Annotated in this window: 14 protein-coding genes; 9 read left to right on the top strand and 5 right to left on the bottom strand. The window is 63.1% G+C overall.

Features of this window, described 5'->3' with window-relative positions; translation table 11 throughout:
* Position 1: 1 nt before the first annotated feature.
* Together urtE and AC1DWA_RS28570 are read left to right on the top strand one after the other, a co-directional pair.
* Positions 2-694: an urea ABC transporter ATP-binding subunit UrtE gene (urtE, locus tag AC1DWA_RS28575; RefSeq protein ID WP_003941544.1), complete on the top strand. Its 693-nt coding sequence runs from the start codon at positions 2-4 to the stop codon at positions 692-694.
* A 1-nt stretch (position 695) separates the two neighbouring features.
* Positions 696-1,385: a GntR family transcriptional regulator gene (locus AC1DWA_RS28570; protein WP_020968890.1), complete on the top strand. Its 690-nt coding sequence runs from the start codon at positions 696-698 to the stop codon at positions 1,383-1,385.
* Here the strand turns inward: AC1DWA_RS28570 and AC1DWA_RS28565 are convergent, their stop codons facing one another.
* Genes AC1DWA_RS28565 through AC1DWA_RS28550 form a run of 4 tightly spaced genes read right to left on the bottom strand, consistent with a single transcriptional unit; the run spans position 1,386 to position 4,668 of the window.
* A complete protein-coding gene (locus AC1DWA_RS28565) occupies positions 1,386-2,798 on the bottom strand; it encodes a hypothetical protein (RefSeq protein ID WP_020968889.1) in 1,413 nt (470 codons plus the stop codon). It abuts the gene before it with no gap.
* Positions 2,795-3,403 (bottom strand): signal peptidase I, encoded by a 609-nt coding sequence (locus AC1DWA_RS28560; protein ID WP_030535532.1) that lies wholly within the window; start codon positions 3,401-3,403, stop codon positions 2,795-2,797. The genes AC1DWA_RS28565 and AC1DWA_RS28560 overlap by 4 nt, the downstream gene beginning before the upstream one ends.
* A 10-nt stretch (positions 3,404-3,413) precedes the next feature.
* Positions 3,414-4,031 (bottom strand): hypothetical protein, encoded by a 618-nt coding sequence (locus AC1DWA_RS28555; RefSeq protein WP_020906724.1) that lies wholly within the window; start codon positions 4,029-4,031, stop codon positions 3,414-3,416.
* A 7-nt stretch (positions 4,032-4,038) separates the two neighbouring features.
* A complete protein-coding gene (locus tag AC1DWA_RS28550; protein WP_019744453.1) occupies positions 4,039-4,668 on the bottom strand; it encodes a SipW-dependent-type signal peptide-containing protein in 630 nt (209 codons plus the stop codon).
* Between the two features lie 227 nt (positions 4,669-4,895).
* On the opposite strand from AC1DWA_RS28550, the gene AC1DWA_RS28545 reads away from it, so the two are divergent.
* From AC1DWA_RS28545 to atzF, 6 genes are all read left to right on the top strand, one after another.
* Entirely contained in the window at positions 4,896-5,885 is a 990-nt protein-coding gene (locus tag AC1DWA_RS28545) for an LLM class flavin-dependent oxidoreductase (protein ID WP_020906723.1), read from the top strand.
* A 9-nt stretch (positions 5,886-5,894) separates the two neighbouring features.
* A complete protein-coding gene (locus AC1DWA_RS28540; protein ID WP_477917362.1) occupies positions 5,895-7,091 on the top strand; it encodes an MFS transporter in 1,197 nt (398 codons plus the stop codon).
* A gap of 97 nt (positions 7,092-7,188) precedes the next feature.
* Positions 7,189-7,995 (top strand): SDR family NAD(P)-dependent oxidoreductase, encoded by an 807-nt coding sequence (locus tag AC1DWA_RS28535; RefSeq protein ID WP_477847270.1) that lies wholly within the window; start codon positions 7,189-7,191, stop codon positions 7,993-7,995.
* On the top strand, positions 7,992-8,525 hold the full coding sequence (locus tag AC1DWA_RS28530; protein WP_019744457.1) for a carboxymuconolactone decarboxylase family protein: 534 nt from the start codon (positions 7,992-7,994) through the stop codon (positions 8,523-8,525). The genes AC1DWA_RS28535 and AC1DWA_RS28530 overlap by 4 nt, the downstream gene beginning before the upstream one ends.
* Before the next feature lie 76 nt (positions 8,526-8,601).
* On the top strand, positions 8,602-9,303 hold the full coding sequence (locus tag AC1DWA_RS28525) for a GntR family transcriptional regulator (RefSeq protein WP_019744458.1): 702 nt from the start codon (positions 8,602-8,604) through the stop codon (positions 9,301-9,303).
* 17 nt (positions 9,304-9,320) lie between these two features.
* Entirely contained in the window at positions 9,321-11,030 is a 1,710-nt protein-coding gene (gene atzF / locus AC1DWA_RS28520) for an allophanate hydrolase (protein ID WP_477847267.1), read from the top strand.
* Between the two features lie 3 nt (positions 11,031-11,033).
* Here the strand turns inward: atzF and AC1DWA_RS28515 are convergent, their stop codons facing one another.
* The gene (locus tag AC1DWA_RS28515; RefSeq protein WP_019744460.1) at positions 11,034-11,609 is read right to left on the bottom strand and encodes a TetR family transcriptional regulator; all 576 of its coding nucleotides are present in this window, start codon (positions 11,607-11,609) and stop codon (positions 11,034-11,036) included.
* Positions 11,610-11,677: 68 nt separating this feature from the next.
* On the opposite strand from AC1DWA_RS28515, the gene AC1DWA_RS28510 reads away from it, so the two are divergent.
* Positions 11,678-13,279, top strand: a complete 1,602-nt coding sequence (locus AC1DWA_RS28510) for an MFS transporter (RefSeq protein ID WP_003941517.1) — start codon at positions 11,678-11,680, stop codon at positions 13,277-13,279.
* Positions 13,280-13,299: the final 20 nt, after the last annotated feature.

Below are 13,299 nucleotides of genomic sequence, written 5' to 3'. Positions count from 1 at the left end.
CATGCTCGAGCTCGTCGACATCCGCGCCGGCTACGGACGCACCGAAGTAATCCACGGCGTATCCTTACTGGTTCCCAGTGACGGGGTTGCGGCAGTCATGGGTCACAACGGTGCGGGTAAAACCACCTTGCTGCGCGCCGCCGTCGGTCTGATCAAACCTACGCGGGGAAAGGTACTTCTGAACGGTGAGGACATCACCGGACTACGGCCGAGCGCCCGCGTCGCTCGCGGACTTGCCTACGTACCGCAGGGTCAGCAGTCGTTCGGACAACTGACAACTGCCGAGAATCTTCGGGTGGTCGCCGACGGGCGCAAACGCGGAAAGGCACTCATCGCAGAGGCATTGGATCTGTTTCCCGCGCTCACCACACTCCTCGACCGTCGCGCGGGACTTCTCTCCGGCGGGCAGCGCCAACAACTTGCCATCGCCCGCGCTTTGATCACCGAGCCCAAGATCCTCATCCTCGACGAACCAACCGAGGGCATTCAGCCCAACGTGGTCGCCGAAATCGAAAGAACCGTCATGGAACTCACCGAGCGCGGCGATCTCGGTGTCCTCCTCGTCGAGCAGCACATCGGTTTCGCGCTCCAATCTGCTCAGCATTACAGCATTCTCGCGGCCGGACACGTGACCTCGACCGGTGAGGGCGGCACCACGTCCACCGAGGCGGTTCGTCGAGCGATGGCAATCTGACATGAGTGTGCGGCCGCCGCTGCGCGAACAGGTTTACCGGTCGATCCGAAACGATCTGATGTCCGGTCAGATCGCGCCCTCGGAACGACTGGGCGAGGAACGCCTGGCCCATCTCTACGGTGTCTCGCGAACACCGGTGCGCGAAGCGCTCGCAAAGTTGGAATCCGACGGGCTGGTCGAGCGCGACGAACACGGACTCTTTCCGTACCGACCGCACCTCGACGAGTTGGGTGGCCTCTACGAGCTGCGCATACTCCTCGAGGTGCACGGGCTTCGTCGGGTACTCGACGGTGAGGCCCCCGCTCATGATCGAGACGCGCTCGGTTCCGAGCTCGACAAGTGGTACGCATTTCTCAAACAGATGCCGGTACCGGACGCCGGTTTCGTGACGCTCGACGAGGAGTTCCACATCGCGCTCCTCGCCTCGTCCGGAAACCACGCGTTGGTCGACGCCTTGCAGGCCGTCAACTCGAAGCTGCGCCCCGTGCGGATGTTCGACTACCTGACTCCCGACCGTATGAAGGCCACCGTGGAGGAACACATCTCCGTCGTCGAACTGGTGCTGGACGGCAAGATTCCGCAAGCCCACGAGGCGCTGGTATCGCACATCGACATCTCTCGTGCGGTTGTCCTCGACCGTGCTCGTCAGGCCCTCTCGTTCGCCGCCATGGCCAATGCCGTGCGTAACTGATCAGCTTCGTGTCGCTGACTTCAGGGTGACGACTTCGGTGACGTGGTCTCTCGTCAGGGGGATCCTGAGGTACTCCCCCGGTACGGTTGGCTTCGGGCCGAGTTCAGAACCGGGGACCGTACCCGTTGTGCCGTCCGAGCATTCGACTGAAACTTCGCTCGTGTAGTCCGCATCAGGCGCAACGTCGCAGGTGAGTCCGTCATCCGTGGTGAAGGCGGAGATACTCGAACCGACGGGCCCCTGGATTACTGTCCCGATTGGGTCCGCCGGAGCCGGTGTACTCGTGGTTGGTGTAGCCGTCGTTGTCGGCGTTGCTGTCGATGTCGGGGTTGCTGTCGATGTCGGGGTTGCTGTCGATGTCGGCACAGACGCGGTGGTCGTCATCCCTGCAGTGTTCTCAGCTGCTGTGGTCTCAGCTGCTGTGGTCTCAGCTGCCGTGGTCGAAGAAGTCGTCGATGACGGGGGTTCGCTCACCGAAGTAGGCGTCGGGCTGACCGCACGCGCAGCAAATCCGGTTGCGAGGCTCAGCGGCGTGACCGGGTATGTCGCGGTGCCAATTCCGCATTGAGCCGTTACAAGATTGAACGTCACGTTTGTGGTGCCCAGTATCTGCGCCCCCAGAATCGCAAAAGCTGCCATCGAAAGACTCACGCTCAGCGTCGATTGCGCCGTTGTTGCCGTGGACGTTCGCGTGCTCACGAGCTTGATGTTCGTGTATTGAATCGTCGCCAAGCCAGCGGCGTTCACAGTGGCGTCCGCCCCTGTCACCGTCACCGATCCGTTCTCGGCAGGCTGTGGAATCGTGAGGACGCGAGATCCCACCGTCACCTGATTCGTGGGGCTACTCGCCGATACCGATGCCCTGTTCGAGGTATCGCACGCAGCCCCTGCCGTAATCGGCGATGCCACAGTGACTATCGGCGCACTTACCAGATCAATCCCCAGTAGAGACAGCAAGTTCACTGTCACGGTCATCGAGGTGAGTGTCGACGTCGCATCGGTATCCGAAACAATTGCCGACTGGCAGCGGCCGCTCGCAGGCTGCCCGACCGAGTAGGCAGCGCACGACGAGATCGATCCGGTCCGGGACAACGAGTTGACGCCCAGCAGCTTTGCAACCACAAGATTGGTTGTGTCCAGGTCCTTTCCAATCGTGTTCTGTTGTGAGACACCTTCGAACATCGAACTGCCGAAAAGATCTATCACGATTCCGCCACTGGACAACCCGAGCCCGCCGGCGCCTCTGCCGTACCCACTCGTCGTCCATGAACCGGTGGAAATCGGACCGGTCACGTATTCGGAGTCTGTCCACGCCGCTTCGGTCTCTCCGAACAGTGGGTGAGACGAGAAACCGGAGCCCAGAACAACCGCAACTGCCAATACGATGACTGAGAACAGGTGGCGACGCTTCATTGCCTCCCGCCGTCCGGCGGTAGAAGAACCTGAATGGGTTCGGTTTTCGGTTCGGCCAATTCGGCATCATCGTCGTCATCGGTATTGCGCGGCCAGAATACCGCAACCACCAAAGCGGCCATGGTCAGCGTGATCGCCCCCAGAACAAGAGGATTCGAGAAGTAGACGATCACCCGCGCCAATCCCGGAACGTGCCAGAGCACCTTTCGGACCGTGGTGACCTCGTATACCGCGGGATCAGCCGAAGCGTTGGCATCACCCTTGAGATCGAGAATCGTGATGCCGTTGTCCTGGGTACGAGCGGAGACGACCCGGTGGGTCACCGGCAGTTCGGACACTCCCCGATCGACGGTGACGACGTCGCCCACCTCGACGGAATCTGCCGGTACTTCCCGCACAACTGCCAGAGATCCGGTCGGAATGGTCGGCGACATCGATCCGGTCTTGAACATGATCAGTGTGATGTCGAAGGCGACGGCACAGATCACCAAAGCGATACAAACAACCCCACCGGCAGCGAGAACCTGAAGGATGCAGTCCCCGATGATCGTGGGGACCGAACGCTTCTTCGTCCGGGCATGTGTTGCCCGGGCATGTGTTGGCATTGCAGCTCCTTCAGGGTGTTGCACTGAACTGCCAAGTGGGAGTTGCCGTTTTACCGATCAACGCCGAGTTACTCCAATTAGCCGAGGTTCCGGGCAGCGAAATCTCGAAGCACAGCGCCACCGCGGCGCCCGGGGACGCTCCACCGGCGGGTAGCGCGATGGCCCCGACTGCGGAACCAGTTGAGAGCGACGGAAACACCGTCGCACTTCCCACCACGAATTGTGGTGTTCCCGTGGAGAAGGCTGACGCATCACAGGTCGTCGACTTGACCACCCGATACCGAAGCGCCGACGCCAGAGTGGAGTCGCCGGCAACCGTGGCCGCCTGCAGAGTGACGGATGCTGCCGGCGAGACCGGCACTGTTCGAAGAGATATCGGGCCGTACGAGAACGCACCGGGGCGAATCAGGAGCGCCGAGGGTGTGTACGTGAAAATGCCAGGGGCACTGGATGCATGCGACGACCATCCACCGCCGACGTTCGACTCGATTCCGAAGGTTCCGGTGCGAAACGATGCATCGCCCATCGTGCTGTCCACCCAACTGGCAGCCACGGTGGTTGCACCGATACCCAGGACGAGTCCCGAGGCCGCCAGTGCGTACACCTGACGCATTCGCCGTGTGACCACGCAGGCGTCAGGGGGTGGACTGGCCGGTGAACTGCCAGAGCAAGCGCCCGGTGTCCTTGCCCGACACGATCGAGGGGTCGACTCCGGCGGGCAGCGTGACCGCGAAGCACAGTTCGACCGGCACACCCGTGCCTAGCAAGGCGACATCCGAACCCGAACCTGCCGTCAAGGCCACCGGACTAGCTGTCGTGCCCACCCATGCTGTGCCTGCTCCAATTCCCGCCGCCGTGCAGGCCGTGGAGGAGACACCTCGATACACCGAGTACCGCAGGGCGGGTTTGAGATCGGCATCACCGCCCGTCGCACCGAGTAGTTGTACCGTCGCGCCGAAAGTGCTGGCCGTGGGACCGATCCGTAGCGCTACCGGCGCATATACCGTCGTTCCGGGTGCGAGTGTGTTGAATCCCGTGCTGAATTGGAAGTGGCCGGCGGAAGCGTCGACTTGATACTCACCCCAGGTCGTCAGTCCGTCGAAACTGCCCTGGAGATTCCAACTTCCCGTCTTGAACTGCGCGTCGCCGAAAACATTGTCTGTCCACGCTGCCAAGGTGACAGCGGCGCCGATACCGAGGACAAGTCCTCCGGCTAGTAATGCACGTACTTTGCGCTTGTTTACAGCCTTCCGATCAGTGGCCATGCTGGTCTCGATTCACTTGGAATGCGAAAGAACCTCCGATTCGGGAAATCTAGCCCCCACTTTCACCCGAAATATCCGAAATGACCGAAATTGAGACAAAGACTTGACGCCTTCTCCTCCTCGCCGCCATCTGTGGGCGTTGACCAGGGGGAAATAGGAAAGCCGGCCAGATGGTTGCACCTTCCAACGACGCTTGCGTTCTATTCGCTGAGAAAGGCTCCACCTCCATGGCCGTACCACTTTCCATCCTCGACCTCGCCCACATCGGGGACGACGAAACCGCCAAAGACAGCTTCGACGCCAGCGTGACCTTGGCGCAGCGTGCCGAGGAGTGGGGCTACAAGCGAATCTGGTACGCCGAGCACCACAACATGGGTTCCATCGCGTCTTCGGCAACCAGCGTTCTGATCAGCCACGTCGCCGCGAACACCAGCAAAATCCGCCTCGGCGCCGGTGGAATCATGCTGCCCAACCACGCACCGCTGACGATCGCCGAGCAGTTCGGCACCCTCGAGACTTTGCACCCCGGTCGAATCGATCTCGGTCTCGGCCGCGCGCCCGGTAGTGATCAGAAGACGATGCAGGCTTTGCGACGAGACCCGAGTTCTTCGGACAGCTTCCCGCAGGACGTACTCGAGCTTCAGGGCTACCTCGGCGACACCTCGCGCGTCCCCGGAATCAATGCCGTTCCCGGTAAGGGCACTCACGTTCCGCTCTACATTCTCGGATCGTCACTGTTCGGCGCCAAGCTCGCCGCGATGCTCGGCCTGCCGTATGCATTTGCCTCGCACTTCGCCCCCAACGCCCTGCGCGACGCAGTCGCAATCTACCGACGCGAGTTCAAGCCGTCGGAGCAGTTGGCGGAGCCGTACGTCATCGCCGGCGTCAACGTCATCGCCGCCGACACCCATGAGCAGGCTCAGCAGGACTTCCTCGCGGCCAAGCGTTCGCGCGTCAGTCTTCTTCTCGGGCGTGGACGCAAATTCACGGACGACGAAGCGGACATGCTGCTCGACTCCCCCGCCGGTCAGCAGGTTCTGCAAATGACCAAGTACAGCGCCATCGGCACGCCCGCCGAGGTGCGTGCGTACCTCGACGAGTTCACCGAGCATGCGCAGGCCGACGAGCTGATCACGGTGTCGACCGGCACCAACCGCGAGGCATGGTTGCGCACGTTCGAACTCCTCGCCGACGTGAGCGATCTGGTGCCCGCCTAAGCTGCCGGTATGGGCGATCCATCCCGTCGCGGGTTCATCTCGGTACTGGCCGTACTACTTTCGACGGGTTGGGCCGCCAACCACTTWGCTTCGCTCATCCCGGTTCTCCGGGTGGACGAGGGCCTTTCGCATACCGTGCTCGACGGTGTTTTCGGTATCTATGCGCTCGGACTCCTACCCGGCCTGTTGACCGGTGGAGCAGTGTCGGACCGCGTCGGCCGAGCTGTAGTCGTCCTTCCCGGAGCACTCATAGCCTCGCTCGGAACCTTGATTCTTCTTCTCTGGCACGACGCGCCCGGGCTCATGGTCGGGCGCCTCGTAGTCGGTATCGGTGCCGGTCTGGCAATCGGCGCGGGTACCGCGTGGGCGGCCGACCTTCGCGGCAAGTCCGGAACCGTGATGGCGGGCGTCGTACTCACCTCGGGTTTTGCACTGGGACCACTGTTTTCGGGTCTGTTGGCACAATTTGCCGCCTTCCCACTCGCTACGCCCTTTGTCGTCTCGACCGTCTTGTCGGTGGGTTCGGTTGCCGCGGCAGCTGTGTGGAGTCGTACTCCTGCTCCCACCAAAGCTGCGATGTTCACACAGATTCCCGACCGCGCAGAGCGGTCGGGAACCGGTGTGAAGGCCGCACTGCTCTGGGCACTTCCGTTGGCGCCATGGGTGTTCGCCAGCGCAACAGTGTCTTTCGTGACCATGACGGCCAGGCTCGGGGACCGCTACTCAGGTCCTCTCCTTCCGGGTTTCGCGGCGGCGCTGACTCTGGGTGCTGGAATCCTGGTTCAAACCGCTGCGCGCCATCGCAATTGGGGTCCTCAGGCCGGCACGACAGGCGCCGCACTGGCGGCACTCGGATACTGCCTGGTCGCAGTCGGCGGCGCGCACCCCGCGCTCGGGTTGTTCATCGTCTGCGCGCTCGTCCTCGGTACGGCCTACGGACTGTGTCTGCGTGAGGGACTGCTCGACCTCGAGTCGCTGGCTCCCCCGGCCTCGCGGGGCGCTTTGACCGGGATCTTCTACGTCGGCACCTATCTCGGATTCGGACTGCCGGTGCTACTGGTTGTCATCGAACCCACGATGGGCCCGTCACTGCCGTTGGTGATCCTCGCCGCTGTTGCCGCCGTCGTTGCCGTGGTCCGATTCCGTCGATTGCGGTCGACCCAGGCTTCCACGTCACATCCGCGTCTCGAGGCCGCATCGGTCTGAACACCCGTTCGGACGGAGTTGGCGGTACTTGCAGTCGCAGCTACCCGGCGGTGTTAGCGTCGGAGGACCAGAAGGTAACTGCGTAGGGACACAGCACATGGGTAAGAGCGAGGCGGGCAAGGCCGAATCGGCCAAGAGCAGTGGCGACGATCTGACGGGTCGGCGCATCCTGATCACCGGCGCTGCCCGCAATATCGGTTCTTCGCTGGCCAGACGCCTGTACGACCGTGGCGCGTCCGTGGGACTGCTCGGCCTCGAGCCGGAACTTCTCGAGCAAGTCGCCACTTCCTGCGGCCGCGCGCCGTGGCAGTTGTGCGATGTCGCCGATCTCGAGCAGGTATCTCGCGGCGTCAGCTACATCGCTGAGCAGCTGGGAGGCATCGACGTAGTCGTGGCCAATGCCGGCATCGAGGCGAACTCGTCGATCCTCGGCGGAGACGTCGAAGACATGCGTCGCGCAGTCGAAGTCAACCTCATGGGCACGTACTACACCCTGCGCGCAGCGGGGCCCCACATCAGTCACGAAGATGGTTACGCCCTGGTGGTCGCCTCGGCCCACGGCGCGGCGAAGCACCCATTTCGCGGACCGTTCGGTGCTTCGCGCGCCGGTGTCGAAGCGTTGGGCGACGCGTTGCGCCTGGAAATGAAACACCTTGGTACCAAGGTGGGCGTCGCGTATATCGGAGACATCGACACCGATACCACCGCACTCTCTTTCGACGGCGCTCGCGGAACCCTCGCCAGCGCCGGCACCACGACCGTCGCTGACGCCGTCGACGCGTTCGAGCGCGGTATCGTCGGCCGGAAGTCACGCGTACACGCGCCCCGCCGCAGCGCTGCGGTTCGCCACATCGCGCAACGAGCTATCGACCTCCGTCCCTCTCACATCCGTGGAGTCGCATGAACCCCCGCATCCCGCCCGGCCGATTCAAAGACCTCGGTCCGATCAACTGGGGAATCTGGCGTGTCCTGTCGAAGGCTGCCGGAGCACCCGATGCGCATCTGTTCAGCACCTTGGGGCGCACGGGTGGGCTCTTCCGCGGTTGGCTGCACTACTCCGGCTCACTCATGCCCGGCGGCAAGATCTCTCGCCACGACACCGAACTGATCATCCTGCGGGTCGCGCATCTGCGGGACTGCGGTTACGAGATGGATCACCACATCAGGCTCGGCCGCAAAGCCGGAATCGACGCAGAAGAACTGGCCCGAATCATCGAGGGCCCTGGCGCTTCCGAGTTGAGTCCGCGTCACCGTGCGATCTTGACTGCGGTCGACGAGTTGGTCACCACCAAGGACATCACCGACAACACGTGGGGAACGCTCTCGCAGCATCTCGACGATCGTCGGTTGATCGAATTCACCTTGCTGGTCACTCAGTACGACGGCCTGGCCACCACGATCGGAACCTTGCGGGTTCAGCGCGACTTCTCCTGAAGTTCCGCGGCGACCGTAACTCAGCTCTTACCCGAAGACATCTGGACGAAACACCTGATCAATAGCGTATACAGGTATGTCGACAGGGATGAATACGGCGCCGGAGCCACTGCGTGAGGTGGTCTACCGGGAACTACGCACCGAACTGGTCAACGGGACCATCGGGTTCGATCAGCGCCTGACGGAACCGAAACTCTCCACGCGTTTCGGCATTTCTCGCACACCAGTACGGGAAGCGTTGACGATGCTGTGCGCCGATGGACTCCTGCGCCGGGAAGAATACGGGTTCTCCGCCGTGCGCCCGAGCATCCCGCGGATCCGAGACCTGTACGAGCTCCGAATCACTCTGGAACTACAAGGTATTACCCGGGCGATCGCAGATCCGACGATCCGGCACGACCGAACAATCCTCGACGACGAATTGGTGCGGTGGCGTGCCCTGGCTCTCGATCCGCCCGCTCAGGAACCGGGGTTCGTCGAACTGGACGAGGAATTCCACGTCGCCGTACTGAGGGCGTCGGGAAACAATGAACTGGTCGCGTCGCTGCTGTCGGTGAATTCCCGTATCCGGCACGTTCGGATGTACGACTTCATGGTCAACGGCCGCATCGACACCTCGATCGCGGAGCACATTCGAATCCTCGAAGAACTACGTGCCGGCAATCTGCCCGAGGCCCGCACGCTTTTGCACCAGCACATCGGCGAGTCTCTCGACGTCGTCCTCGACCGGGTGACCCGCGCGATCACCGCGCTCTCACTCGCCAACATCACGGACTGATCGGAGCAGTACACACCATGACCATCGCAGCAGAAGTTTTCACCCCGACAGCCCGGGTCGAGCAGGCATTCCAGCGGATCGAGGAAGTAGATCGCCCCGAAATCTGGATCACGTTGCGCCGCAAGGAAGATGTGCTTGCCGATGCCGCCTCGGCCGAGGCCAGACTCGCCGCAGGCGAGCACCTTCCCCTGGCTGGGCGCCTGGTCGCCGTCAAGGACAACGTCGACGTCGCCGGTCTGCCGACCACAGCGGCGTGCCCCGAATTCGCGTATGCGCCGGATGAAACTGCCAGTGCCGTTGCACGGTTGATCGAGCACGGAGCTGTTGTTCTGGGGAAGACCAATCTGGACCAGTTCGCCACCGGACTGGTCGGAACGCGTAGTCCGTACGGAGCCGTTCGCTGCGCCTGGGACGAGAAGTTGATCTCGGGCGGTAGTAGCTCCGGATCCGCCGTCGCCGTGGCACTGGGGATTGCGGATATCGGAATCGGCACCGACACTGCCGGTTCGGGCCGGGTGCCGGCAGCGTTCCACGGGATCTACGGACTCAAGCTCTCGCTCGGCGTCATTCCCGTCCACGGAGTAGTGCCCGCCTGCATCGACTACGACGCTCTGACGGTGTTCGCCGGCGACCTCGAATCGGCAACCGCGGCAGCGGCAATCATGGTCGGCCACGAACCTCGAGATCCCCGCAGCCGCGTCTGGCCTTCCGACGTTCGTCTCGCGGCGGCGCCGAATCCCCGCGTCGCCGTCCCCCGAATCGAGGATCTCGCTCAACTGAGCCCGTCGTATCTGGCAGCATTTCAGGACACTGTGACAGCTCTGGTAGCAGGCGGCGCCGAGACCGAGACCGTCGACATCTCCGGACTGCTCGACGCGGCCCGATTGCTCTACGACGGCGCCGTGGTGGCGCAGCGGTACGCCGCTGCCGGCGAGTTCCTCGAAACTCGTCCTGCCGGAGCAGATCCCGCGGTGTCCGACATCGTGCTCGGCGCGAAGCACCCCACCGGATACCAGCTAGTCGACGATCTCGACGCTCTCACCCGCGCCAAGGCAGCTGCCCGGGCACTCCTCGCCGGGTTCGACGCCCTACTGCTTCCCACCACCACCGAACATCCGACGATCGCCGCCGTGACCGAGGATGCGTTCGGAATCAACCGCCGGATGGGAACTTTCACCAACTTCTGCAACCTGCTCGACATGGCGGCCGTCGCGGCGCCCGGACACCGCACTGCCGAAGATCACCCGTTCGGCGTCATGTTCGTCGTACCCGCTTTCGACGACCAGATCGCCATCGACCTCGCTGCGCGACTCGGTGGTGTGCCTTCACCCGCCCTCGTCAATACCGGAATCGACCTCGCAGTATTCGGCGCTCACCTGCGCGGGCAACCGCTCAACACACAGTTGGTCGACCTCGGCGCGCGGTACGTCGAAACCGTCACGACCTCGGATGCCTACCGGCTCTTCGCTCTCGACACGACGCCCCCGAAGCCCGGCCTGGTCCGCCGTGGACCCGGCCTCGGGGCACCGGTCGTCGGCGAGATCTTCCGGATCTCACCGGCTGGCCTGGGAACGTTCCTCGCCGCCTTGCCTGCACCGATGGCGCTCACGAGCGTCGAGTTATCCGACGGCAGAACGACAGTCGGTTTCAGCTGCACTCATGACGCCGTAAACGGCGCAGCTGACATCACCGACTACGGCGGTTGGGCCGCGTACCTCTCTCGCTGACAGTCACGGCTTGCAGATTCGAGTGACGGCCTCGCGCACCACTTCACGGCGGCGCGCGATCTCGTCGGCGTCGACGTTCTGGTTGTCGGCCACACCGGGGGCCACTACCCAACCGAACACGAGGCCGAACAGCATCGTGATCAGGTCCTGGGGATCCCAGTGCTTCGAGATGAGGCCGTCTTCTTGAGCCTTGCGGATCGTGGCCATTCGCGGAACCCAGCTGGAATGTTCCTCGGCCAGCTTCTTCATCCGTGGTGCCTCACCCTGCAATTGACCCCAGATCATCATCCGTTGAATCTGTGGTTTGGCGAGCATTGCGTCGAACAGTTCGACGGCATGCGCGGGCATGTCTTCACCGGTGAACTCGACAGACTCCATCGCCTGCTCGAAGTCGACGTCGAGCACCGCGTGGAACAACGCGACCTTGTCACCGAAATAGGCGTAGAGGCGCTCCTTACTGGCGTTTCCGTTCTTCGCAATCCGATCGATGCGCGCACCGGCAAGCCCGTAGGTACCGAATTCTTCTTGCGCAGCGTCGAGGATTCGCTGTTTCGTCGCGGTCACGTCAGTGGGAGCCATAGTGATGATGGTAACCGAACGAACTATTTCGTTTGACTCACCCGAGAAGGCTGGAATACCTTTTTCCAATGACCACCACGTCCCACGTCGACGGCGGCACTCTGCCACCGATCCCGGCTGTCTCCGAGAATCCGAATCATCAACGTCGCTGGCTGGTGCTCTGCATCGTCGCGTTCGCTCAACTCATGGTGGTGCTCGACGGCACCATCGTCTCCATCGCCCTACCGGCAGCCCAGGAGGAACTGGGCATCAGCGACCTTGACCGCGCGTGGGTGGTCACGTCGTACGCCTTGGCGTTCGGTGCGCTGCTGCTCCTCGGCGGACGTATCGCCGACTACTGGGGCCGAAAGCGATCCTTCATCGTCGGCATGGCGGGCTTCGCGGTTGCCTCCGGCATCGGCGGCATCGCGCAGAGCGGTATCGAACTGTTCATCGCCCGCGCCGGCCAGGGCGTCTTCGCAGCATTGCTCGCGCCCGCTGCGCTGTCGATGCTCACCACCACCTTCATCGGAGAGAAGGAGCGCGCCAAGGCTTTTGCCGTCTACGGCGCGATCTCCGGCGGTGGCGCTGCCATCGGCCTGCTCCTCGGTGGAGTGCTGACGCAGTACGTCGACTGGCGCTGGTGCCTGCTCGTCAACATCCCGATCGCGCTGATCGCCATCGCTGCAGCCGTCCCGATCGTCAAGGAAACCAAAGCGCACGGCGACACGAGCTACGACCTTCCCGGCGCTGTCCTCATCGCCCTGGGGCTCGGCTCACTGGTCTACGGATTCACACGCGCCGAGCACGGCTGGGGTCAGGCGGACACTTTGCTGTTCATCGCACTGGGTCTGGTCTTCCTCGCGATCTTCGTGGTCGTCGAGAGCCGCAGCAAGAATCCGCTTCTACCGCTGAGCGTTCCGTGGCATCGCGATCGCGGCGCTGCTCTGATCGGCTCCATGCTGGTGGGCGCCGCCCTGCTCGGCGGCACGTTGTACCTGACGTTCTACCTGCAGATCGTGCTCGGATTCAGCCCGGTCATGGCCGGCGTCGGATCGCTGCCGATGGCATTCTTCATCGTCTTGGCGTCGACCATCGCAGCGCAGTTGTCCACCAAGATCGGCCCCAAGCCGCTCATGGTCGCCGGCCCGCTGGTGGCAGCAGTAGGACTGCTCATGCTGACCCAGATCGAGGTACACAGCTCCTACTGGACGCACGTGTTCCCCGGCCTCGCGATCTTCGGCTTCGGACTGGGCCTGCTGATGGTGCCGATGCAGAACCTCGCGCTGATCGGTGTTCCCGACCACGACGCCGGCGCTGCCAGTGCCCTGGTCAACGCCACCCTGCAGATAGGCGGCGCACTCGGAACCGCACTGTTCACCACGATCTACGCTTCGGCCAAGTCGGCCTTCACCGCCGACAACGCGGCGCCGATCCCGCCGGAAGGCATTCCCGTCGACATGTCGAATGCGACCATCCCGACCGGGGACCAATTGGCGCTACTCCCCCAGCCGGTGCAGGACTTCGTCGCCTCGATGACGGACTACTTCTTCGGCGCCGAGGTATCCGGATACTCGGCCGCATTCGGTTGGGCGGCAATCCTGTTGGCGATCATCGCACCGGTAGTGCTGGTTCTGGTCCGCGCCAAGAAGGGTGATCTGCCCGCCGAGGGTGCAGTCCACATGGGATAACCCCCTGTGCGCCTTTATTA

It is taken from the genome of Rhodococcus sp. P4_F3_2 (assembly GCF_056401335.1).
Note: the sequence above shows the minus strand (reverse complement) of the source record. Positions and strands in the feature narration are given on the sequence as shown.

What these genes read in the sequence shown, in the direction of transcription:
- urtE (WP_003941544.1), top strand. Translation starts at nt 2, where the DNA reads ATGCTCGAGCTCGTCGACATCCGCGCCGGCTACGGACGCACCGAAGTA.
- AC1DWA_RS28570 (WP_020968890.1), top strand. Translation starts at nt 696, where the DNA reads ATGAGTGTGCGGCCGCCGCTGCGCGAACAGGTTTACCGGTCGATCCGA.
- AC1DWA_RS28565 (WP_020968889.1), bottom strand. Translation starts at nt 2,798, where the DNA reads ATGAAGCGTCGCCACCTGTTCTCAGTCATCGTATTGGCAGTTGCGGTT.
- AC1DWA_RS28560 (WP_030535532.1), bottom strand. Translation starts at nt 3,403, where the DNA reads ATGCCAACACATGCCCGGGCAACACATGCCCGGACGAAGAAGCGTTCG.
- AC1DWA_RS28550 (WP_019744453.1), bottom strand. Translation starts at nt 4,668, where the DNA reads ATGGCCACTGATCGGAAGGCTGTAAACAAGCGCAAAGTACGTGCATTA.
- AC1DWA_RS28545 (WP_020906723.1), top strand. Translation starts at nt 4,896, where the DNA reads ATGGCCGTACCACTTTCCATCCTCGACCTCGCCCACATCGGGGACGAC.
- AC1DWA_RS28535 (WP_477847270.1), top strand. Translation starts at nt 7,189, where the DNA reads ATGGGTAAGAGCGAGGCGGGCAAGGCCGAATCGGCCAAGAGCAGTGGC.
- AC1DWA_RS28530 (WP_019744457.1), top strand. Translation starts at nt 7,992, where the DNA reads ATGAACCCCCGCATCCCGCCCGGCCGATTCAAAGACCTCGGTCCGATC.
- AC1DWA_RS28525 (WP_019744458.1), top strand. Translation starts at nt 8,602, where the DNA reads ATGTCGACAGGGATGAATACGGCGCCGGAGCCACTGCGTGAGGTGGTC.
- atzF (WP_477847267.1), top strand. Translation starts at nt 9,321, where the DNA reads ATGACCATCGCAGCAGAAGTTTTCACCCCGACAGCCCGGGTCGAGCAG.
- AC1DWA_RS28515 (WP_019744460.1), bottom strand. Translation starts at nt 11,609, where the DNA reads ATGGCTCCCACTGACGTGACCGCGACGAAACAGCGAATCCTCGACGCT.
- AC1DWA_RS28510 (WP_003941517.1), top strand. Translation starts at nt 11,678, where the DNA reads ATGACCACCACGTCCCACGTCGACGGCGGCACTCTGCCACCGATCCCG.